The 21,623-nt window shown below is 64.3% G+C and carries 22 protein-coding genes and 1 pseudogene; 15 read left to right on the forward strand and 8 right to left on the reverse strand.

Annotated elements, in window-relative coordinates; translation table 11 throughout:
- Nucleotides 1–2: 2 nt before the first annotated feature.
- Nucleotides 3–1,013 (reverse strand): DUF2804 domain-containing protein, encoded by a 1,011-nt coding sequence (locus AACY13_RS06515; protein WP_339460204.1) that lies wholly within the window; start codon nucleotides 1,011–1,013, stop codon nucleotides 3–5.
- 253 nt (nucleotides 1,014–1,266) lie between these two features.
- Between AACY13_RS06515 and AACY13_RS06520 the strand changes: the two genes are divergently transcribed.
- The 12 genes and pseudogenes from AACY13_RS06520 to AACY13_RS22630 all read left to right on the forward strand — a co-directional run bounded on the left by AACY13_RS06520 (nucleotide 1,267) and on the right by AACY13_RS22630 (nucleotide 14,439).
- On the forward strand, nucleotides 1,267–1,767 hold the full coding sequence (locus AACY13_RS06520) for a DUF2059 domain-containing protein (RefSeq protein WP_339460205.1): 501 nt from the start codon (nucleotides 1,267–1,269) through the stop codon (nucleotides 1,765–1,767).
- A gap of 13 nt (nucleotides 1,768–1,780) precedes the next feature.
- Nucleotides 1,781–2,074, forward strand: coding sequence for a BolA family protein (locus AACY13_RS06525; protein ID WP_339460207.1), 294 nt, complete (start codon nucleotides 1,781–1,783; stop codon nucleotides 2,072–2,074).
- A 240-nt stretch (nucleotides 2,075–2,314) separates the two neighbouring features.
- The gene (gene trhO / locus AACY13_RS06530) at nucleotides 2,315–3,253 is read left to right on the forward strand and encodes an oxygen-dependent tRNA uridine(34) hydroxylase TrhO (protein WP_339460208.1); all 939 of its coding nucleotides are present in this window, start codon (nucleotides 2,315–2,317) and stop codon (nucleotides 3,251–3,253) included.
- Nucleotides 3,254–3,255: 2 nt separating this feature from the next.
- Nucleotides 3,256–3,888 carry a DsbA family protein gene (locus AACY13_RS06535; RefSeq protein ID WP_339460210.1) on the forward strand — a complete coding sequence of 211 codons (633 nt, stop codon included), beginning with the start codon at nucleotides 3,256–3,258 and terminating at the stop codon, nucleotides 3,886–3,888.
- Nucleotides 3,881–5,659, forward strand: coding sequence for an ABC transporter ATP-binding protein (locus AACY13_RS06540; protein ID WP_339460212.1), 1,779 nt, complete (start codon nucleotides 3,881–3,883; stop codon nucleotides 5,657–5,659). Before AACY13_RS06535 ends, AACY13_RS06540 begins: the two co-directional genes overlap by 8 nt.
- Before the next feature lie 389 nt (nucleotides 5,660–6,048).
- Nucleotides 6,049–7,131, forward strand: coding sequence for a 4-hydroxyphenylpyruvate dioxygenase (hppD, locus tag AACY13_RS06545; protein ID WP_339460214.1), 1,083 nt, complete (start codon nucleotides 6,049–6,051; stop codon nucleotides 7,129–7,131).
- Between the two features lie 114 nt (nucleotides 7,132–7,245).
- A complete protein-coding gene (locus AACY13_RS06550) occupies nucleotides 7,246–8,382 on the forward strand; it encodes a homogentisate 1,2-dioxygenase (RefSeq protein WP_339460215.1) in 1,137 nt (378 codons plus the stop codon).
- 68 nt (nucleotides 8,383–8,450) lie between these two features.
- On the forward strand, nucleotides 8,451–9,434 hold the full coding sequence (locus AACY13_RS06555) for a fumarylacetoacetate hydrolase family protein (protein ID WP_339460216.1): 984 nt from the start codon (nucleotides 8,451–8,453) through the stop codon (nucleotides 9,432–9,434).
- A 181-nt stretch (nucleotides 9,435–9,615) separates the two neighbouring features.
- Complete coding sequence (gene maiA, locus AACY13_RS06560) at nucleotides 9,616–10,266, forward strand: maleylacetoacetate isomerase (protein WP_339460218.1); 651 nt, start codon at nucleotides 9,616–9,618, stop codon at nucleotides 10,264–10,266.
- A 318-nt stretch (nucleotides 10,267–10,584) separates the two neighbouring features.
- Nucleotides 10,585–12,045 carry a sodium-dependent transporter gene (locus AACY13_RS06565; protein ID WP_339460220.1) on the forward strand — a complete coding sequence of 487 codons (1,461 nt, stop codon included), beginning with the start codon at nucleotides 10,585–10,587 and terminating at the stop codon, nucleotides 12,043–12,045.
- Nucleotides 12,046–13,422: 1,377 nt separating this feature from the next.
- A pseudogene (locus AACY13_RS22625) lies at nucleotides 13,423–13,581 on the forward strand (HAMP domain-containing protein); the annotation flags it as partial.
- Nucleotides 13,582–13,698: 117 nt separating this feature from the next.
- Nucleotides 13,699–14,439 (forward strand): methyl-accepting chemotaxis protein, encoded by a 741-nt coding sequence (locus AACY13_RS22630; RefSeq protein WP_445262549.1) that lies wholly within the window; start codon nucleotides 13,699–13,701, stop codon nucleotides 14,437–14,439.
- Between the two features lie 39 nt (nucleotides 14,440–14,478).
- Here the strand turns inward: AACY13_RS22630 and AACY13_RS06575 are convergent, their stop codons facing one another.
- Nucleotides 14,479–15,567, reverse strand: a complete 1,089-nt coding sequence (locus AACY13_RS06575; protein WP_339460222.1) for a metal-dependent hydrolase — start codon at nucleotides 15,565–15,567, stop codon at nucleotides 14,479–14,481.
- Nucleotides 15,568–15,772: 205 nt separating this feature from the next.
- Between AACY13_RS06575 and arfB the strand changes: the two genes are divergently transcribed.
- Both arfB and AACY13_RS06585 read left to right on the forward strand, forming a co-directional pair.
- Nucleotides 15,773–16,186, forward strand: coding sequence for an alternative ribosome rescue aminoacyl-tRNA hydrolase ArfB (arfB, locus tag AACY13_RS06580; protein ID WP_339460941.1), 414 nt, complete (start codon nucleotides 15,773–15,775; stop codon nucleotides 16,184–16,186).
- A 95-nt stretch (nucleotides 16,187–16,281) separates the two neighbouring features.
- Nucleotides 16,282–17,172 carry a LysR substrate-binding domain-containing protein gene (locus AACY13_RS06585; RefSeq protein WP_339460223.1) on the forward strand — a complete coding sequence of 297 codons (891 nt, stop codon included), beginning with the start codon at nucleotides 16,282–16,284 and terminating at the stop codon, nucleotides 17,170–17,172.
- Between the two features lie 2 nt (nucleotides 17,173–17,174).
- On the opposite strand, the gene AACY13_RS06590 is transcribed toward AACY13_RS06585, so the two are convergent.
- Nucleotides 17,175–17,804 carry a cation transporter gene (locus AACY13_RS06590; RefSeq protein WP_339460225.1) on the reverse strand — a complete coding sequence of 210 codons (630 nt, stop codon included), beginning with the start codon at nucleotides 17,802–17,804 and terminating at the stop codon, nucleotides 17,175–17,177.
- A gap of 63 nt (nucleotides 17,805–17,867) precedes the next feature.
- Here AACY13_RS06590 and AACY13_RS06595 point away from each other — a divergent pair, with 63 nt between their 5' ends.
- Entirely contained in the window at nucleotides 17,868–18,311 is a 444-nt protein-coding gene (locus tag AACY13_RS06595) for a MerR family DNA-binding protein (RefSeq protein ID WP_339460226.1), read from the forward strand.
- Here the strand turns inward: AACY13_RS06595 and AACY13_RS06600 are convergent.
- The 5 genes from AACY13_RS06600 to AACY13_RS06620 form a co-directional block, all read right to left on the reverse strand.
- A complete protein-coding gene (locus AACY13_RS06600; RefSeq protein WP_339460227.1) occupies nucleotides 18,308–18,826 on the reverse strand; it encodes a DoxX family protein in 519 nt (172 codons plus the stop codon). The two genes, AACY13_RS06595 and AACY13_RS06600, sit on opposite strands and share 4 nt — an antisense overlap.
- Nucleotides 18,816–19,601, reverse strand: coding sequence for an HvfC/BufC N-terminal domain-containing protein (locus AACY13_RS06605; protein WP_339460229.1), 786 nt, complete (start codon nucleotides 19,599–19,601; stop codon nucleotides 18,816–18,818). Before AACY13_RS06605 ends, AACY13_RS06600 begins: the two co-directional genes overlap by 11 nt.
- Nucleotides 19,598–20,503: an MNIO family bufferin maturase gene (bufB, locus tag AACY13_RS06610; protein WP_339460231.1), complete on the reverse strand. Its 906-nt coding sequence runs from the start codon at nucleotides 20,501–20,503 to the stop codon at nucleotides 19,598–19,600. The genes AACY13_RS06605 and bufB overlap by 4 nt, the downstream gene beginning before the upstream one ends.
- A 21-nt stretch (nucleotides 20,504–20,524) precedes the next feature.
- Nucleotides 20,525–20,836 (reverse strand): BufA1 family periplasmic bufferin-type metallophore, encoded by a 312-nt coding sequence (locus tag AACY13_RS06615; protein WP_339460232.1) that lies wholly within the window; start codon nucleotides 20,834–20,836, stop codon nucleotides 20,525–20,527.
- 159 nt (nucleotides 20,837–20,995) lie between these two features.
- Nucleotides 20,996–21,460 (reverse strand): methylglyoxal synthase, encoded by a 465-nt coding sequence (locus AACY13_RS06620; RefSeq protein WP_339460234.1) that lies wholly within the window; start codon nucleotides 21,458–21,460, stop codon nucleotides 20,996–20,998.
- Nucleotides 21,461–21,623: the final 163 nt, after the last annotated feature.

Genomic DNA, 21,623 nt, shown 5'->3' on the forward strand with positions numbered 1-21,623 from the left:
GATTACCAGCGGGCGTGGGTCTCGCCCAGCCAGCCCAGGGCGTTATTGACCGGAACGCGCTCGCCCTGCGGACCGCGCAGTACGCCCTGGTAATGACCAAACCATTGCCGGGTATCGGCATAGAAGGGGCCCAGTCGTCGGTAGGCCTGATGGCGCTGGCGCGGGGTGAAGGTCAGGCTGACGGCGTCGTCAGCGCTGCTGAGCTGCCAGGGTGCCAGCAGGTCGGGGGTGGTCGGGGCGATGCTGATCGGCGCATTGAGGTGCTGCAGTTCACCGCCAAACCACAGGGTGTTTTCCGTCAGGCCGCTGTGATCGGTCCAGCCGGCCCCGAAATTGCCGGCGATGCCGCCGGGGGCGGCGAAGGCCGCGCGGGTCCAATGGCTATTGAGCGGCCAGACGCCGCGGCCAAAGTCCAGGGCGGCGAAACTCTGGCCGCCGACACAGTTGTAGTGCTGCTTGCCCAGCTGCACGCTGCCATTGCAGGGCAGGCCCAGTTGCCGGCTGGTCGCATGAAAGCTGCGCGGGCCCAGCGGTACCACCAGGTTGACCGAGTCGAGGTGGGCCGGGCGCTGGATATCCAGGGCGACATGCAGCGCCTGTCCGCCAATATCCGGGGCGCTGACGGTTATCCGGGTACGCCCGGTATGTTCGGCGACCCGCAGCTGCAGGCGCGGATGATTGAATTCGTGGCTTTGCTGGGGGTGGTCCGGCAGGTGGCTGCCGATACCGAACAGGCGAAACTGGCTGAATTCGAAGGCCTGGCCGCTGTGCAGGTCAAGAAAGTAGGCGGCGGCATAGCCCAGGTAGTCGAGGTTCGCCTGGGTCAGCGAGAGCATCCAGTTCGGCGTGGTGATGCACCAGTGATTCCAGCGCTTGCGGCGGCCGTAGTGCCCGGGGATCGCACAGTCGATCAGTGGGCGTGGCGACCAGCCAATGGCCTGCGGATTGAGCTGGCCCAGGTTGCTGCAGAGCGGGATGGCCGCCAGGGCGGCTGGGAGGGTGAAACTGTTCATTTAACACGTCCATTGTGTACGGGCGTCAGGCAGTCGCCAATCGACCCGGCGTAGCAGGAAATGGCTGATCTGCCGAGCATGACCACTCGACAGCCGCTCCGGCAAGTACTGGCATTTTGGCCTTTAAACGGGCAGTGCGCCAGCGCACAGTCGCGTTGTGCGCTGCGCCACGCTTGAGTGCGCACGGTGCTTGGGCACAAAATGCGGGTTGTGGGGGTCCAACAGGGCTCTATCCTCTACCCAGGAGTTATCGATGTCACGTTTATCCGCCCTCTGTGCCGCACTGCTGCTGGCTTGCGCCAGTGCCCAGGTTTTCGCCGATGCGCGCAGCCATGCCGCCGATGCCGAGCGTTTTCTCCTGCTGGCTCGCGCCGACAAGCTGGCAGTCCCGGTTTATGGTCAGGTGCGGGACATGTTTGCCCAGCGCTTTGCCGAAAGTAAGGAAGCCTCGGGCAATCGGGCCCTGCTGGAAACCTACCAGGCCCAGGCCAATGCCGCGCTGGAGCAGGCAATCGGCTGGGACAAGCTCAAGCCGGACATGATCAAGCTGTACACCAGCAACTTCAACGAACAGGAAATGAAAGACCTGATCGCCTTCTACGAGTCACCCCTGGGCAAGAAGGTCCTGGAACAGATGCCGGTCCTGACCGCACAGTCGGCGCAGCTGACCCAGAGCAAGCTGGAAAACGCGGTGCCCAAGGTCAACCAGCTGCTGGCGGAGATGACCGCCAAGCTGACCCCCAAGACGCCGTGACGGGAGCGCCATGATGCCGAAAATCGATCTGTTGCAGGTGGCCTTTACCGCGCTGCAGCCCCAGCATCTCGAACTGCTGGATGAAAGCCATATGCACAGCCGTGGCCTGGAAACCCACTACAAGGCGGTGATCGTCAGCCAGCAGTTTGCCGGTTTGAATGCGGTCAAGCGCCATCAGAAGGCCTATGCCGCGGTCGGCGAGCTGATGGACCAGATCCATGCCCTGGCCCTGCACACCTACACCCCCGACGAATGGGCGGAGCAGGGCGTGGCTCCGGCTTCGCCGACCTGCAAGGGCGGCCACTGAGGCAATTCGCCCCTACACGGCGCTTCTCAAGGGCAGTAAACTGCGCATCCCGCCGGCCTAGCGCCGGCGGTTTTGTTTGTGGCCGCCATCCCAGGCGGCCACCCCCTGCGGGGCCGTCGCGGAGCGACGTCAAAAATTGCTCCAGACAATTTTTGTGGTCCGCCAGCTTATCAATTCGCTGCTGGCCACTTTTGTATCCCGGTCCGCCCTTTACGTGGGCGACTACTGAAGGACATGCACATGACTGACAAGATCGTTGTTGCCGCGCTGTATAAGTTCGTTTCCCTGCCCGATTACCAGGTCCTGCGCGAGCCCCTGTTGCAGGCCATGCTGGACAACGCCATCAAGGGCACCCTGCTGCTCGCCGAGGAAGGTATCAATGGCACCGTCTCCGGCTCGCGCGCCGGCATCGACGGCCTGCTGGCCTGGTTTGCCCGGGATGCGCGCCTGGCCGATATCGACCACAAGGAATCCTACTGCGACGAGCAGCCGTTCTATCGCACCAAGGTCAAGCTGAAGAAGGAAATCGTCACCCTCGGCGTGCCCGGCGTCGACCCGAACCAGAAGGTCGGCACCTATGTCGAACCCAGGGACTGGAATGCGCTGATCAGCGATCCCGAAGTGCTGCTGATCGATACGCGCAACGATTATGAAGTGTCGATTGGCACCTTCGAGGGTGCGGTCGACCCGAAAACCAAGTCGTTCCGCGAGTTCCCCGACTACATCAAGGCGCACTTCGACCCGGCCAAACACAAGAAGGTGGCGATGTTCTGCACCGGCGGTATTCGTTGCGAGAAGGCCTCCAGTTATATGCTCGGCGAAGGCTTTGCCGAGGTCTACCACCTCAAGGGCGGCATCCTCAAGTACCTGGAAGAAGTGCCCCAGGAACAGACCAAGTGGCAGGGCGACTGCTTCGTCTTCGATAACCGGGTGACCGTGCGCCATGACCTCTCCGAAGGCGATTACGACCAATGCCACGCCTGCCGCACCCCGGTATCGGTGGCGGACCGTCAGTCCGAGTTATTTACCCCCGGCGTCAGCTGCCCGCACTGCTGGGACTCGCTGCCGGAGAAGACCCGCGCCGGTGCCCGCGAGCGCCAACGCCAGATCGAACTGGCCAAGGCGCGCAATCAACCCCACCCGCTGGGCTATAACCCCCGACAATCGCGCGAGGCTTGAGCATGCACGCACGCCTGCTGTACGTGATGGACCCGATGTGTTCCTGGTGCTGGGGCTTTGCCCCGGTGCTCGAGTCCCTCGCCGAGCAGGCCGCGGCGGCAGGTGTCGGCCTGCAGCTGGTGCTTGGCGGCCTGCGCCGCGATGGCGTGGCTGTCGATGCGGCTGCGCGGGTGCGTTACCTGGGCTACTGGCAGGCGGTGAATGCCAGCACCGGTCAGCTGTTCAATTTCGATGCGGGCTTACCCGACGGCCTGGTGTACGACACCGAGCCTGCCTGCCGTGCCCTGGTCACCGCCCGCAGCCTGGCCCCTGAGCTGGTCTGGCCGCTGACTCAGTTGATCCAGCAGGCGTTCTATACCCAGGGCGTAGATGTCACCCGCGCCAGCGTGCTGGTGGAGTTGGCCGAGCGCGCCGGGATTCCGCGCATCGTCTTTGCCGAAGCCTTCGACAGTGTCGATCAGCGGCGCGCCACTGCGGCCGACTTCAGCTGGGTGCAGGATCTGGGCATTGCCGGTTTTCCCACCCTGCTGGCCGAGCGTAATGGTCAGCTGGCCTTGCTGACCAACGGCTACCAGGCCCTGGATACCCTGCAGCCCCTGCTCGCCAGCTGGCTGGAGCGCGCGACCCATGCCTGATCGCCTGAGCTGGGCAGAAATCCGCCGGCTGGCCCTGCACCATAAGAAAGCCCTGATTCTGGCCAATCTGGTGGCGCTCTTCGCCACCCTGTGCAGCGTGCCGATTCCGTTGCTGCTGCCGTTGCTGGTCGACGAGGTGCTGCTGCAGGACGGCGATGCGGCGCTCAAGGTGATGGACAACTTCCTGCCCGGCAGTTGGCAGACGGCGTCCGGCTATATCGGCCTGATGCTGGTGCTGACCCTGCTGCTGCGCGGCTCGGCGCTGATCTTCAACGTGTTGCAGGCCAAGTTGTTCGCCCGCCTGTCCAAGGACATCGTCTACCGCATCCGCATCCGCCTGATCGAACGGCTCAAGCGCATCTCCCTGGGCGAGTACGAAAGCCTCGGCGGCGGTACGGTGACGACTCATCTGGTCACCGACCTGGAGACCCTGGACAAGTTCGTCGGCGAGACCCTCAGTCGCTTTCTGGTGGCGGTGCTGACCCTGGCCGGCACCTCGGCCATCCTGATCTGGATGCACTGGCAGCTGGCGCTGCTGATCCTCTTGTTCAACCCCCTGGTGATCTACGCCACGGTGTTGCTGGGCAAGCGGGTCAAGCACCTGAAAAAACTCGAGAATGACAGCACCTCGAGCTTTACCCAGGCGCTGACCGAAACCCTGGATGCGATCCAGGAGATTCGCGCCAGCAACCGTCAGGGCTTCTTCCTCGGCCGCCTCGGCGGGCGGGCCCGGGAGGTGCGCGACCACGCCATGGCCTCGCAGTGGAAGACCGATGCGTCGAACCGCGCCAGCGGCCTGCTGTTCCAGTTCGGCATCGATGTGTTCCGCGCCGCGGCCATGCTCACCGTGCTGTTCTCCGACCTGTCGATCGGCCAGATGCTCGCGGTGTTCAGCTACCTGTGGTTTATGATCGGCCCGGTCGAGCAACTGCTCAGCCTGCAATACGCCTTCTATGCCGCTGGTGGCGCGCTGGCGCGGATCAACGAGCTGCTGGCGCGCCAGGACGAGCCGCACTACCCGGGGCGGATCGACCCGTTCAGGGGGCGCGAGACAGTGGGCATCGAAGTCAGCGGCCTGACCTTCGCCTACAACGACGAGCCGGTGCTCAACCAGCTCAACCTGAGCATCGCGCCGGGGGAGAAGGTAGCCATAGTCGGGGCCAGCGGCGGTGGCAAGAGCACCCTGGTGCAGCTGCTGCTCGGCCTCTACACGGCCCAGGCCGGCACCATTCGTTTCGGTGGCAGCAGCCAGGCGGAAATCGGCCTGGAGTGCGTACGCGAGCATGTTGCGGTGGTGTTGCAGCATCCGGCGCTGTTCAACGACACGGTGCGCGCCAACCTGTGCATGGGCCGCGAGCGCAGCGACGAAGGTTGCTGGCGTGCCCTGGAAATCGCCCAGCTGGCCGACACTATCCGAGCCTTGCCGCAGGGCCTGGACAGCATGGTCGGGCGCAGCGGCGTACGCCTGTCCGGTGGTCAGCGTCAGCGCCTGGCCATCGCCCGCATGGTCCTGGCCGAGCCGAAGGTGGTGATCCTCGACGAGGCCACCTCGGCTCTCGACGCCGCCACCGAATACGCCCTGCACCAGGCGCTCAACCAGTTCCTCAACGGTCGTACCACCCTGATCATCGCCCACCGCCTCAGCGCGGTGAAACAGGCCGACCGGGTGCTGGTGTTCGATGGTGGCAGCATCGCCGAAGACGGCGGTCACCAACAGCTGATCGCCGATGGCGGGCTGTACGCCAAGCTGTATGGGCATTTGCAGCACTGATCTGCGCTTGGCAACACGGTAGGGTGGATGACGCTTTTTTCATCCACCGCGAGACTCCGCCGTGTGGATGGGTGAAGCGTCATCCATCCTAGGGCTTCTTGTGAACACACTTTTTTCGCGGGCATTGCATAGACCTGGGCCCCTGCGGCCTTGCTTCTGGCAGTTAAATCAACCGCCTTGTAAATATTTCGTTACGCATGGCGGGTGTTTGCGGTCAGCAAACACGCTGTTTTCCTGGGCGTATTAAAAACTTGCCGAAAGCTCGGGCCTAACCCGGGCTGAGGCGGCTCGAGCCGGCTTGTCTGGCGGCCTGCGCTCGGTTGTTATGGGGTCAATCCACGCCGTTGCGACGACGCAGTGGTTGATCAAAACAACAACGAGGAGGCGCAATGAACGCCGTGAACAAGATCGAGCAGCACAACCCCATCGGCACCGACGGCTTCGAGTTCGTCGAATACACCGCGCCGACCCCGGAAGGCATCCAGCAGCTGCGTGAGCTGTTCACCGCCATGGGCTTTACCGAGACTGCCAAGCACCGCTCCAAGGAAGTCTGGCTGTTCCAGCAGAACGACATCAATTTCGTGCTCAATGGCAGCCCCACCGGGCATGTGCGCGAGTTCGGCCTGAAGCACGGCCCGAGTGCCTGCGCCATGGCCTTCCGGGTGGAGAACGCGGCCCAGGCCGCGGCTTATGTGGAGTCCCAGGGTGCCACGCTGGTGGGCAGCCACGCCAACTTCGGCGAGCTGAACATCCCCTGCGTCGAGGGCATCGGCGGCTCCTTGCTGTATCTGGTCGACCGTTTCGGCGACAAGAGCATCTACGACGTCGACTTCGAATATATCGAAGGGCGCACGCCGAACGACAACGCGGTCGGCCTGAAGGAACTCGATCACCTGACCCACAACGTCAAACGTGGGCAGATGGACGTATGGTCGGGCTTCTACGAGCGCATCGCCAACTTCCGCGAGATCCGTTACTTCGATATCGAAGGCAAACTCACCGGCCTGCTATCGCGCGCCATGACCGCGCCCTGCGGCAAGATCCGCATCCCGATCAACGAGTCGGCCGACGACAAGTCGCAGATCGAGGAATTTATCCGCGAATACCACGGCGAGGGCATCCAGCATATCGCCCTGAGCACCGAGGATATCTACGAGACGGTGCGCAAGCTGCGGGCCAATGGCGTGGACTTTATGCAAACCCCGGGCACCTACTACGACAAGGTCGACACCCGCGTGGCCGGTCATGGCGAGCCGACCGATGTGCTGCGCGAGCTGAATATCCTGATCGACGGCGCGCCGGGCGACGACGGCATCCTCCTGCAGATTTTCACCAATACTGTGATTGGCCCGATCTTCTTCGAGATCATCCAGCGCAAGGGCAATCAGGGCTTCGGCGAAGGCAACTTCAAGGCGTTGTTCGAGTCCATCGAGGAAGACCAGATCAAGCGCGGCGTAATCAAGGCCGAGTGAGTCGTAGGGTGGATGTCGCTGTTTACATCCACCAGGGAATACGAATAACCGGTGGATGGCCACCCCGTGGAAAACGCTTCGCGGTTTTCCACCCTACACATCTGGAGCTTCGAGATGAGCCGTAACTGGATCAGCTTTCCCCTGCGTGAAGGCGATTGCTCGCGCCAGGCGCACTGTGACTTTCCCGAAGGCACCTACGAGCGCGAGATGGGCCGCGAGGGCTTTTTCGGCCCCACCGCGCACCTGCATCACAGGCATCCGCCCACCGGCTGGATCGACTGGGAAGGGCCGCTACGCCCCCATGCGTTCAACTTCAACGAGATCGCCAGCGAGCGCGACTGCCCCCTGGCCGCGCCGCTGTGCCTGCAGAACAGCGATGTGAAGCTACGTATATGGAAAACCCACGGGGCCATGCGTCATCTGGTGCGTAACGCCGATGGCGATGACCTGCTGTTTATCCATGAGGGAGCCGGGCACTTCTACTGCGACTTCGGTCACCTGAGTTACCGCGACGGCGACTACCTGTTGATACCGCGTGGCACGGCCTGGCGTATCGAGGCCAGCGAGCCGACCTTTATGCTGCTGATCGAGAGCAGCGATGGGGCCTATCAACTGCCGGACAAGGGTCTGCTCGGGCCGCAGGCGATCTTCGATCCGGCGGTGCTCGATCATCCCAAGCTGGATGACGCCTTCAAGGCCCAGCAGGATGAAAATACCTGGCAGATCCGCATCAAACGGCGCGGTCAGATCAGCACCGTGACCTATCCCTACAACCCGCTGGATGTGGTCGGCTGGCATGGCGACAACACCGTGGTGCGTCTCAACTGGCGCGATATCCGTCCGCTGATGAGCCACCGCTATCATCTGCCGCCGTCGGCGCACACCACCTTCGTCGCCAATGGTTTTGTCATCTGCACCTTTACCCCGCGCCCGGTGGAGAGCGACCCCGGTGCGTTGAAGGTGCCGTTCTACCACAACAACGACGACTACGACGAAGTGCTGTTCTACCACCGTGGCAACTTCTTCAGCCGCGACAATATCGAGCAGGGCATGGTCACCCTGCATCCGTGTGGCTTCCCCCACGGCCCGCACCCCAAGGCGTTGAAAAAGGCGCAGGTCGACCCGGCCAGCTTTATCGATGAGGTGGCGGTGATGATCGATACCCGCCGCGCCCTGGAAGTCGGCGAAGCCGCCGCCGGGGTGGATGTCCCCGAATACGTGAACTCCTGGCGTGCGCCGGGTTTGAAGTAGGGGGCGTCGCGCGCCCGCAACCAGACAGCTATCTGTGGTGCGCATGGCGCACCCTACGAGGTTTGAGCATGAAACTCGCATCACTGAATCAGGGCCGCGACGGTATTCTCGTCGTGGTGTCCCGCGACCTCAGCCGCGCCACCCAGGTCCCGGCAATTGCCAGCACCTTTCAGGCCGCGCTGGATAACTGGGCGGTCAGCAAGCCCAAGCTGGAGGCGGTCTATCAGCGCCTCAACTATGGCCTGGAGGAGGATGCCTTCGCCTTCGAGCAGGCCGCCTGCCACAGCCCGTTGCCGCGCGCCTATCACTGGGCCGACGGCAGCGCCTACGTCAACCACGTGGAGCTGGTGCGCAAGGCCCGCGGTGCCGAGATTCCGGAAAGCTTCTGGCATGACCCGCTGATGTACCAGGGCGGTGCCGACAGCTTTATCGCGCCGCACAGCCCTATCCAGATGGCCGACGAGGCCTGGGGTATCGACCTTGAGGCCGAGGTGGCGGTGATTACCGACGACGTGCCAATGGGCGTCAGCGTGGCCGAGGCGGCCGGGCATATCCAGCTGCTGATGCTGGTCAACGATGTGTCGCTGCGCAACCTGATTCCCGGCGAGCTGGCCAAGGGCTTCGGCTTCTACCAGAGCAAGCCGTCATCCAGCTTCTCGCCAGTGGCGATTACCCCGGACGAACTGGGCGACACCTGGAAGGATGGCAAGGTGCATCGGCCGCTGGTCTCGCATATCAATGGCGCGCTGTTTGGCCAGCCGGATGCCGGGGTGGACATGACCTTCAACTTCCCGACCCTGGTGGCTCACGCCGCCAAGACTCGCCCGTTGGGCTGCGGCACCATCATCGGTTCCGGCACCGTGTCCAATTACGACCGCAGCGCCGGCTCCAGTTGCCTGGCGGAGAAGCGCATGCTGGAAATCATCGAGAGTGGCGAGGCGCAGACGCCGTTCCTCAAGTTCGGTGACCGGGTGCGTATCGAGATGTTCGATGCCGCAGGGCAAAGCCTGTTCGGCGCTATCGATCAGGCGGTAGAAAAGTACGAGGCGTGAATTCGTAGAATGGGTCGGGCCGCGCAGGCTCAACCTACGCGGCCCGCCCCATCCTACGGTCTATAAATCGTAGGGTGGATGTCGCTTTTCACATCCACCAGGGTGCTCAAATATTCGGTAGATGGCCACCCCGTGGAAAACGCTTCGCGGTTTTCCACCCTACGGCCACAGGACGTTCGGCATGTTGAAACTCTATTCCTACTGGCGCTCCAGCGCCGCCTACCGGGTGCGCATCGCCCTGAACCTCAAGGGCCTGGCGTACCAGCAGGTGCCCGTGCACCTGGTCAAGGATGGCGGCCAGCAGCACAGCGCCGACTACCAGGCGCTCAATCCGCAGCAACTGTTGCCGCTGCTGGTGGACGAAGGTAACGGCGGGGTGCGTATCGCCCAGTCGCTGGCCATTCTCGAGTACCTGGACGAGGTCTTCCCGGTGCCGGCGCTGCTGCCCGGAGATCCGGCGCAGCGCGCCCAGGTGCGCGCCTTGGCCCTGCATATCGCCTGCGATATCCACCCGCTGAACAATCTGCGGGTGTTGCAGTACCTGTCGGGCCCGCTGGGGCTGGACGATGCGGCCAGGGATGCCTGGTATCGGCACTGGGTGGACACCGGCCTGGCGGCCGTGGAAGCCGGGTTAGCAGGGTTCGGTGAGCGTCTGTCCCTGGGCGAGCGGCCCGGATATCTGGAGGCCTGCCTGATCCCGCAGCTGTATAATGCCCGCCGTTTTAACTGTGACCTCGATGCGTACCCACGCATTCTCGCCATGGCGGCGCGTTGCGAAACCCTCGAAGCCTTTGCTCAGGCGGCTCCGGAGGTGCAGCCCGACGCCCAGTGACCCCAGCCGGCTTCGCCGCCGCTAGGGTCAGGCGAAACCCGGCTTTCCCCAGGTCGGCGCAAAGCGTTGCGAGCAAAGGCTAGGCAAGGCGAAATCAGCTGAGGACGCGCAGTGTACGTCTGTACATGAGCAGTACTCGTTTTACTCGCCCTTCGGGTCGCGCTAAAGCGCGTTAGCCGCAAGCGGCTTACCGAGGCTGATTTCAACGCTGCATAGTCGAGCGCAGTAGCTTTAAGCCGATCTGGATGCCTTGCACTCCGCCGCGCCACAAGCACGGCGGGTTCCATTTCGTCACAGATAAAAACAAACAGGTGACGCATGACCCGTGAAAAACCGAAGAACCTCTGGCTCTCGCGCTGGGGCTTTATCCTCGCTGCAACCGGCTCCGCCGTGGGCCTGGGCAATATCTGGAAATTCCCCTATATCACCGGCGAATACGGCGGTGGTGCCTTCGTATTGATGTACCTGGCTTGCATCCTGGCCATCGGCATCCCGGTGATGATGACCGAGATCGCCATCGGCCGCCGCGGCCGTGGCAGCCCCATCGATGCCATCGGCCGGGTGGTGCGCGAGAACAACGGCAATCCGTTGTGGAAAGCCGTCGGCGGCATGGCCATGCTGGCCGGCTTTATGATCCTGTGTTTCTACGTGGTGGTGGCCGGCTGGGCCTTTGCCTACACGGTGAAAATGCTCGACGGCTCCCTGGCAGCCACCAGCGTGGAAGCACTCGGCGGCGTGTTCGAGGCGCATAACGCCAACCCCTGGCAGCTCGGCGGCTGGAGCGTGCTGGTGGCGCTGCTGACCTTGTGGATCGTGGCCAAGGGTGTGCAGAAGGGTATCGAGAGTGCGGTGCGCTGGATGATGCCGGGCCTGGCTCTGATGCTGCTGGTGCTGGTGGGCTATGCCTTTAGCAGTGGCGGCTTCCAGGCCGGCTTCGACTTCCTGTTCCACTTCGATGCCTCGAAGATCACTGGCGAGGCCTTGCTCGCGGCCCTGGGGCATGCCTTCTTCACCCTCAGCCTGGCCTCCGGGGCGATTCTCACCTACGGCTCCTATATCCCTGACGGCCAGTCGATTGCCCGCACCACCTTCGTCGTCGCCCTGTGCGACACCTGTGTGGCCCTGCTCGCCGGTCTTGCGATCTTCCCGATCATCTTCGCCAACGGCATGAGCCCGGGCGCGGGGCCGGGTCTGATCTTTATGAGCCTGCCGCTGGCCTTCCAGCAGATGCCGTTCGGCACCGTTTTCGGCGTGCTGTTCTTCGCCATGGTATCGATTGCCGCGCTGACCTCGGCTATTTCCATGATCGAAGCCACGGTGGCCTACCTGAACGAGAAGCACGGCATCAGCCGGCTTAAGTCCGCGGCCCTGGCCGGCGGCGTACTGCTGGTGATCAGCCTGCTGGCCATGCTCTCGTTCAACCTGATGGCCGGCTGGACGCCGCTGGGCAAGAACTTCTTCGACTGGCTGGACTACCTGACCTCGCGCTGGATGATGCCCCTGGGTGGGATCTTCCTGGTCTGCCTGGCGGGCTATGCCTTGCGCGACGAAATCATGCGCGACGAGCTTGACCTGCCGCCGCTGGGTTATGCGCTCTGGCTGTTTATGGTGCGTTATGTCAGCCCGGTGCTGATCATGGTGGTGTTCCTCCACGCCCTCGACTGGTTGCTGTTCGACCCGGTCGGCCAGTGGTACTGGATCGCCGGAGCCATCGGCCTGCTCACGGTGCTGGGCGAACTGCTGCGACCACGGGTGATGCCGGTACTGGCCGGGCGCTAAGAGGTTCTACGGCGGAAATGGAAAGGGGCATGACCTGGAGGTCGTGCCCCTTTTTTATGCTTGGGACGCCATTGCACGACTTGCGCCGATAAGTCCCCTCGGCCCTTTGGGGAGAGGGGGCTGACAACTAACGGCCAGCCGGCCATAGCCCTTTTCACTGTCATGGCTGTCGGCTGAGCATAACTGATGGCGATAAGCCGCCACCTGGGCCAGGGACGTGGCGGAAAATCGCCGATCCTGGCTGGCGCTGGCAAGCGGACGAGGCGAGGCGGACAGTCCCCGATTCGCTGCCAGCCAGCTGCGGCGCTGCCTGCAGAGCAGGTTGCGATTTTTGCCCGGGCTGGCGCAGGGGTTGCAGGGCGTTGTGGCTAAACTGCTTGCAGTCACTACCAGAGGCCGCCGTTGTCAGGCTGCGCCGATAATAAAAACGGAGTCATAGTCATGTCGTCTGCCGCCCGCCTGTTCGCCGATCTTGCCGTCGGGAAAAAACTCCTCTGTGGTTTCGGCCTGGTGCTGCTGCTGACGGTCGCGGTGACCGGCAGTGGTTTTCTGGCGGTACAAGCGGTGTTGCAGGGCCACGAGAATGTCGGGCGGCTGTCGGCGATCGATGGGCAGATTCTCCAGGCGCGGCGTTTCGAGCGGGATTTCGCCCTGCGCCAGAGCGACGAGGCGGCGGCGCAGATGCGTGCCCAGCTGGACAAGGTGGACGCGCTGCTGAGCCAGCAGCTGCAGGCCAGTGCGGCCCAGGACCGCGCCCGTCTGCAGGCTATGCAGCAGGCCATTGCCGATTACCGCCGTCAGTTCGATGGCTTTGTCCAGCAGCAGGGCAATGCGCGCCAGGCACGCATGACGATGCGCGAAGCGGCGGGGGAGGCACGCGACCAGTTCGATGTGATCGAACTGGACATGTACGACGCCGTGCGCGAACTGCGCCTGGCCGGCGACAAGCTGCGTGGCAGCGATCCGCTGACCCTGGCGGAAACCGCCTCGGGTCTGAGCAAGCGCATGCTCGATCTGCGTGGCCATGAAAGTCAGTTCATCATCGATGGCTCGGCCGCGTCCCTGGAGGAATGGACCTATATCAACGACGACCTGCAGACCGTCGCGCGCAGCCTGATGGTCTGGCTGGATGATGATCAGAAGCGCGCCATCGAAGCGGCGCTGCAGGCCCTGACCCAGTACCAGACGGCCTTCGCCAATTACCAACAAATGCGCGAACAGAGCCAGGCCAGCGAACTGGCCATGGTCGAGCAGGCGCAGGCCGTCCTGGCCCAGGCCGAGCAAGCCAAGGACAGCGAAGGCCTGGCGATGACCGTCGACAGCCGTCAGGCCCTGTTGCTGCTCGGGGCCATGGGGGCGGCGGCCGTGGTGCTGGGCATGCTGGCGACCCTGCTGATTTCCCGCTCCATCGTCGCCCCGCTGCAGCAGGCGGTGGCCTTTGCCCGGCGTATTGCCGAGGGCGATCTCAGTCAGGACCTGCCGCACAACCGTCGCGATGAGGTCGGCCAGTTGATGGCGGCCATGCAGGTCATGAGCCTCAGCCTGCGCACCCTGGTGGGGCGTATCGGCGGTGGCGTCAGCCAGATTGCCGCCGCCGCCGAACAGCTCTCGGCGATCACCGCGCAGACCAGTGTCGGGGTGCAGAACCAGAAGATGGAAACCGAGCAGACCGCCACCGCCATGCATGAAATGGCCGCCACCGTGCAGGAGGTGGCGCAGAACGCCGAGCAGGCCTCCCTGGCCGCCCGCGATGCGGATCGCGAGGCGCAGCAGGGCAACGGCGTGGTGCAACAGGCGGTCAGCCAGATCGGCAGCCTGGCCCGGGAGGTCGAGCAGTCGGCCGAAGCCATTGCCGCGCTGAATCAGGAAAGTGCGCGTATCGGCAGCGTGTTGGAGGTGATCCGCACTGTCGCCGAACAGACCAATCTGCTGGCCCTCAATGCCGCCATCGAAGCGGCCCGGGCCGGCGAGCAGGGCCGCGGCTTTGCCGTGGTGGCCGACGAGGTGCGTGCCCTGGCCAAGCGCGCCCAGGACTCCACCGAAGAGATCGAAAGCCTGATCGTCAGCCTGCAGTGCATGGCCAAGGGCGCGGTGGATAAGATGGAAAGCAGCCGCAACCTGACCCAGCGCACCGTGACCCTGGCCGCCGAAGCGGGCGATGCCCTGGGGCGGATCACCCTGGCGGTGAGCACCATCGAACAGATGAACCAGCAGATCGCCGCGGCCGCCGAAGAGCAGAGCGCGGTGGCGGAAACCATCAGCGAAAGCGTGACCCGGGTGCGCGATATCGGCGAGCAGAGCGCCAGTGCCAGCGAGCAGACCGCTGCCTCAAGTGCCGAACTGGCGCGCCTGGGGGTCGAGTTACAAGGCCTGGTCGCGCAGTTCCGCACCTGAGGCGAGCCGCGCGCATCGTCGCCCAGGATTCGCGCCTCCTCAGCAGTCGTCGCGGCCCTTGAGGCAGGTCTGGCGGGTGGCCCCGGGGCGGGGTTTTTCCAGTTCGCTGGCCCAGGCCACCAGCGGGACATCCAGTTCGGGTTGCCAGATACGCTGCCAGAGCACCTGCAGGTGGTAGAAGTCGACCATCGGGGCGGGCCAGCGATCAATCTGTTCGTGCACCTGCCACTTACCGTCCCGCAGAGTGGCGAAATTGAAGCGGAAGGGGTGCACCCCGGTCATGCCCAGGCGGATATCGGTGACCACCAGATGCTCGCCGATCTGGTCGTAGCGCAGCACCCCATCGGTAAACCAGGCCAGGCGCGTATGCGCCGCCGAGTCGGCCAGCGCCGCGGCCAGCCGCGTACCGCGGGGCAGGCGCTGGAGTTGCGGGGGCTCGCGGTCGAACCAGCCCACCAGGCTTTCGTGGTAATCCTCGCCCTCCAGCACCACCACCCGCCACAGCAGGCTGTTGAGCGGGGTCGGTGTGCTGAACAGGACATCGGCCTGGATGTCCTGACGGGCCAGTTCGGCTTCCACGCGCTGTTCGGCCATATATTTGCCGCCCAGGGTCGAGGCCAGATACAGGGTCGACAGCAGCAGGGCGATGGCCGGGGCCTTGGCCGTCTTGTCCCGCAGGCCATAGAACAGGCCCAGGGTCACGGCGATGCCCAACGGCAGGGTAAAGGCGGGGTCGATGATAAAGATGCTCGACCAGGCGCTGGGGGTCGGCATCAGCGGCCAGAACAGCTGGGTACCATAGCTGGTGAAGGCATCCAGCAGCGGGTGGGTGAGCAGTACCAGCCAGAGGGTGAAAAACAGCCGTTGCGCCGAATAGCCGGGGTTGTGCCTGACGCGGCGGGTCAGCCAGGTCAGCACCAGGGCCGCGGCGGTGAGGACGATCAGCGAATGGCTGAAGCCACGGTGGTAGGTCATGTCGGCCACGGCATCGCCGTAGTCGATGACCACATCCATATCCGGCAGGGTGCCGAGCATGGCTCCGTAGAGCAGGGCCTTGCGTCCTTGCCAGCGGCCGAGCAGGGTGCCCTGGATGCTGGCACCGAGCACGGCCTGGGTAATCGAATCCATCGCGCAGGTCTCAGGTGGGTCAGATCGCTAACTTAACCGAGCCTGGGCGAATTGGCCGTGGCTAATTTTCAAGCAAAGATTTCAGCGCGGTACCCGGCTGATGCAGGGCCTGTGGGCTTGAGGACGGTGCCAGGCCAGGTGCGTATTTGGCCGGGCGGATGATCAGGGTATGCTGGCGAGCCTTGTCGTTGGCGAAGTGCTCTCCATGCTGGTGATCTCCCATAGCGTCCATCTGCCGGATGCTGAAATCGAGCTGACCGCCATCCGCGCCCAGGGCGCGGGCGGGCAGAACGTCAACAAGGTGTCCAGTGCGATACATCTGCGCTTCGATATCCAGGCCTCCAGCTTGCCGCTGTTCTACAAGGAGCGCCTGCTGACGCTGCGCGACAGCCGTATCACCGCCGAAGGTGTGGTGATCATCAAGGCCCAGCAGTACCGCACCCAGGAGCAGAACCGCGCCGATGCCCTGGAGCGCCTGGCCGAGCTGATTCGCAGTGCCGGCAAAACCGAAAAAGCCCGCCGCCCGACCAAGCCGACCTTAGGCTCGAAAAAGCGTCGCCTTGAAGGCAAGACCAAGCGTGGGGCGATCAAGGCGGGCAGGGGCAAGGTGGATTTCTAAGTGGCGTATAGGGGTTGCCCGAGGTCGCGTGCTTGCGGCTGATTAATGCGGATAAATACGGTTTGTCGGCTTGGATATTTGACTAATATGCACGAATGAAAACGACTCTGGATGAACTACTGGCCTTCGTGCGCGTGGTGGACAGCGGCTCGATCAGCGCCGCCGCCGAACAACTGACGCAGACCGCTTCCGGCGTTAGCCGCGCGCTTAGCCGGCTGGAAGACAAGCTCGAGGTCACCCTGTTGCGCCGCACCACACGCCGCCTGGAGCTGACCGAGGAAGGCCAGGCCTTTCTCGCCCAGGCGCGCAAGATTCTCGATGCGGTGGAGGACGCCGAAGAGCAGATGAAAGTGCGCCGACAGCAGCCTGCCGGGCGCTTGCGGGTCAACGCCGCCGCGCCCTTTATGCTGCATGCTGTGGTACCGCTGGTGGCGGGCTTTCGCGCGCAGTACCCGGAGATCCAGCTGGAGCTGCACAGCAGCGACCAGATCATCGACCTGTTGGAGCAGCGCACCGATGTCGCCATCCGCATCGGCCCGCTGCGCGATTCCACCCTGCATGCGCGGCCGCTGGGTAGCAATTGCCTGCGCATTCTCGCCAGCCCGGCCTATCTAAAGGCCCATGGCACGCCGAAAAGCGTCGAGGCACTGAGCCGGCATAGCCTGCTCGGATTCACTCAGCCCGAGAGCCTCAACCAGTGGCCATTGCGCCATGCTCTGGGCGATTCCCTGAGCATCAACCCGAGCCTTAGCGCCTCCAGCGGGGAAACCCTGCGCCAACTGGCGTTGGCCGGGGCGGGAATCGTCTGCCTGGCGGACTTTATGACCGCCACCGACCGCGCCCGTGGCGCATTGGTGCAGATTCTGCTGGCGCACACGGTCGAGGTGCGCCAGCCGATCCATGCGGTGTACTACCGCAACACCGCGCTGGCCTCGCGCATCGCCTGTTTTCTCGACTACCTCGCTGGCCAGTTGGTCGAGGCCTAGCTTCAGGCCGCGGCTTCCGCGGCCAGCTCCTGGCGCGCATGACGCATCACCTGATAGGACGCGGTGACCGCCAGGCCGGCCATGATGCTGGCCACCAGCAGGTCCGGCCAGGCGCTGCCGGTGCCGAACACGCCGAGGGCGGCCAGCAGCACGGCGATATTGCCCAGGGCGTCGTTGCGCGAACACAGCCAGACGCTGCGCATATTGCTGTCGCCCTCGCGGTAGGCGTAGAGCAGGGCGGCCACGCCGACATTGGCCAGCAAGGCCAGGCTGCCGACCACGCCCATGGTGGGCGCATCCGGCACCTGGCCGCTGAGCAGGTGCCAGATCGCCGCGATCAGCACGCCGACGCCGAATACCAGCATGGACAGGGCCTTGAACAGCGAGGCCCTGGCGCGCAAGGTCAGACTCATGCCCAGCACCGCCAGGCTGATGCCGTAGTTGGCGGCGTCGCCGAGAAAGTCCAGCGAGTCCGCCAGCAGGGATACCGAACCGGCGCGCATGCCGGCAATAATTTCCACGCCGAACATGCTGAGGTTGACCACCAGGGCGACCCAGAGAATCTTGCGGTAGCGTGTGCTGGTGCGGGTGGTGTCGCAGTTCGATGCGCTGTTGCAGCAATTGACGCCCATTAGGCTTCTCCTGAAAAGGTATGGGCAGTACGCTAAACCCTGTAGTCACTACGGAGTCAAGCCATGGATAAGCCGCTGACCATCAGTGGGTTGAGCCGCGAAAGCGGGGTCAATCTGGAAACCATTCGGTTCTACGAGCGCAGCGAGCTGCTGCCGCCGCCCAGACGCAGCGCCGCGGGCTACCGCCATTACGACGAGGCCGATATACGCCGGCTGCGCTTTATCCGTCGCGGCCGCGAGCTGGGCTTCAGTCTGGAGGAAATCCGCACCTTGCTCGGCTTGGCCGCGCAGCCCCACAGCCCCTGTGCGCAAGCCGACCAGTTGGTGCAAGCGCACCTGCTGTCCATCGATGCACGGATTCGCGACCTGCAGAAGATGAAAGTCGAGCTGAGCAAGCTCGCCGGCTGCACCAGCGCCGAGGCCGAACATTGCCGATTGCTGGAGGCGCTTGACAGCCGCGAGTGCTGCAGCGCGGGAAGTGCTCGTGAGGGGGCACCGCCGTCCTAGCTGCGGTAGCCGTAATGTCGGGCAATCAGCTGGTCGATGGCGAGCACCCCCGGCCCCTTGGCGGCCAGCATCAGCAGCACGGCGGCCCAGACGCCATGGGTCGGGTAGGCGCCCGGGTAGACCAGCAGCTGAATGACCAGGGTCATGCCGAACAGGGCCAGGGCGGAGAAGCGCGTGGCCAAGCCGAGCAGGATCAGCAGCGGGAAAAGGTGCTCGGCGAAGGCGGCCAGCTGCGCGGCCAGTTCCGGCGGCAGCAGCGGCAGTTGGTACTCGTACTCGAACAGCGGCACGGCCGAGGCCGACAGCCTGGGCATGCCGAGTTCGAAGGTGCCGGAGACGATGTCGATGGCCAGGCCTTCGACCTTGGTCTGTCCCGATTTCCAGAAGGTCGCGGCAATCGCGAAGCGGCCGATGAAGGCGATCAGGCTGTAGGGGATCAGCTTGCACAGCTCGACCGCCCAAGCGATCAGGCGTACCGGCAGGCTGGCTTGGGACAGGGATGGTTCATGAGTCATGACAATGGCCTTGGTTGGCATAGGTGCAGTGAGTGATGGCCCCGGCCCGCAGCAGGTGGGCCAGGCAGTGGCCGAGGTCGAAGGCTGAGTCGCGCTCTTGGGCCTGTTGCACGGCTTGGACGAGCGGCAGGCCACGCAGCAGGCCGTCGATGAACAGCCTGTCGCTGCGCGCGATGCCGATCACCTCGACCCGCAAGCCGTTGCGCAGGACCAGGGCGCTCTGCGCCTGGTAGGGATCGACCTTGCTTATCTCGAGTACGCCCTGGTGGGCGGCCCATAGCGAGACCACCGCGAAGCTGGAATCGAGCAGGCCGACGGCCGGTTGCAACTGCAGGTGCAGTTCGCCGAGACGCTCCGGCGCAGCCAGGGCCGCGTGCAGTTTGTCGGGGTCCAGGGACGGCACGTCGGCGGCCTGGTAGGCGCGAACGCGCAACCACTCCAGGCGTGCCACGTCGGCCAGGTAGGGCAGGCTACTGGCGGGGCCGAAGCCCAGGATGAAGTCGGCCAGCTCGGCACCGTATTCGCCCAGCACGCGGGTGCGCGGTGGCGACTGGCGGACGAAGACGGCGGCCATGGCGCGAAAGAACTCCTCGCCCACCAGCTGTTGCACCACCGGGAAGCTGTCGGTCAGGGCATCGACCAGCGAGCTCAGTACATTATTGCGGTAGACGGCGAAGCGCGCCGCGGGATCCGAGCCGTTCCAGGCTGTCAGCTGCGCCGGGCAGGCCCGTTCGGGATCGAGCAGGGCAGCGACGAATTCGCCTTGGCTGTTCATGCGCGGGTCTGCTGCTGTGCGGGTGCGCTGGCGTCGAGCAGTGCCTGTGCCTGCTGCGCCTCGCGCAGCAGAACCTCCAGAGCGGGAATGTCGTTGTCGCGCTCGAGCAGGGTCGGGGTCGCGCCGAGTGATTGCAGCGCCTCGGCATAGAGCTGCCACACCGCAGCGTCGACCGGCGCGCCGTGGCTGTCGATAAGCAGGCGGTCGCCGGCCCCGTCGCGCTGTTCGGCGAAGCCGGCCAGGTGGATTTCGCCGACGGCGTGCAGCGGCAGGGCGTGCAGGTAGGTGCGGGCATCCCAGTGGTGGTTGACGCTCGACACATAGGCATTGTTGACGTCGAGCAGCAGGCCGCAGCCGCTGCGGCGCACCACCTCGCTGATGAACGCGGCCTCGTCCATGGTCGATTCGGCGAACTGCAGGTAGCTCGCCGGGTTTTCCAGCAGCAGCTGGCGCTGCAGGCGGCTCTGCACCTGGTCGATGTGTTCGCAGACGCGATCGAGGGTGGCGGTGTCATAGGCCACCGGCAGCAGGTCGTTGACGAACAGGTCGCCATGACTCGACCAGGCTAGATGTTCGGAGAAGGATTCGGGCTGGTAGCGCTCCAGCAGCCCGGCGATGCGTTCCAGGTGGTCGCGGTCCAGCGGCTGCTGTGCACCTATCGACAGGCCGACCCCGTGGATCGACAGCGGGTAACGTTCGCGAATCAGGCCGAGGTAATGATGGCTGGGGCCGCCGGCCACCAGGTAATTTTCGGCGTGCACTTCGAAGAAGCCCAGGGCGGGTTGGTCGTCGAGGATCCGTTGGTAGTGCTGCGACTTCAGGCCGATGCCGGCCCGGCTGGGAAGCCGGGCGCTGGCTGCGGGAGCGCGGAGGCTGAGGTCGTGGACTGGAAATGCGCTCATCATCCGTGCTCCCGTGGTCGATCAGGACTGCTTCGCTTCCTCGAAGGCTTCGAGCTGGCCAAAGCCGGTGGCCGAAGTCGGCGAAGCGGTCTGCTCGCAGGTGCCCTTGGGCACGAACTTCCAGGCGTTGCCCTGGTAGTCGATCTTCGAGGTGCCGGCGCAGGTGGTGCCGGGGCCGGCGGCGCAGTCGTTCTTGCCTTGCATGGCGACGCCGAAGCATTTCTCGCTGTCCGCTGCCTGGGCGGTGAGCGGCGCGCTGGACAGGGCCAGGGCAGTGCCCAGGGCAAGTGCCAGGCCGGCGGCGGAAGCGGTCAGGGTGGCGGTATCTTTCATTGTGGGTAGCTCCGTTGTGGTGATTAAAGCAGGTGCAGTGGTCAGGCTGCCGTTGTTACCCCTACAGACGAAGAAGAATAGGTGTTGTTACAAGGAGGGCGAGAAATAGCGCGGAAGATGCTCGGCCGTGACTTTTCGGCGGCCGGGTGAGGCTGCTGCCTAGCGGCGGCCCTGCAGGTAGCTGTCGTAGTCCGGGATGCGGTACTCATGGGCCTGCTCCAGCAGCGCGCTGCCGAGCATGTAGTCGGCGCTGCTTTCGTTGCAGGCCACGGGGATATTCCACACCGCCGCCACGCGCAGCAGCGCCTTGATATCCGGGTCGTGGGGCTGCTGTTCGAAGGGGTCCCAGAAGAACACCAGCATATCCACCCGCTGTTCGGCGATGCGCGCGCCCAGTTGCTGGTCGCCACCGAGCGGCCCGCTGATCATGCACTCGATCGGCAAGCCAAGGCGACGACCGAGCAACAGGCCGGTGGTGCCGGTGGCCAGCAGATGATGGCGTGCCAGCCTGTCGCGCTGGCGCTCGCTCCAGTCGAGGAGGAATTCCTTGCAGTGATCGTGGGCGACCAGGGCGATACGCTTGCGCGCGGGTAGGGTGGCGGTGGTAAAGCTGATACGGCTCATGCGGGGTTCCTGGATTTTGGCTGGGTAGCCCGGATGCAATCCGGGGAGGCGATTTCCCGGATTGCATCCGGGCTACGAGAGCTGTGTAGGGTGGATGGGTAAAGCGTCATCCACCCTACGATGCGGTGCTCATGACCCCCTAGATCCAAGCCTCACGCGCAAG

This window comes from Pseudomonas sp. EA_105y_Pfl2_R69, from assembly GCF_963970915.1.
In the GTDB taxonomy this organism is placed as follows: Bacteria; Pseudomonadota; Gammaproteobacteria; order Pseudomonadales; family Pseudomonadaceae; genus Aquipseudomonas.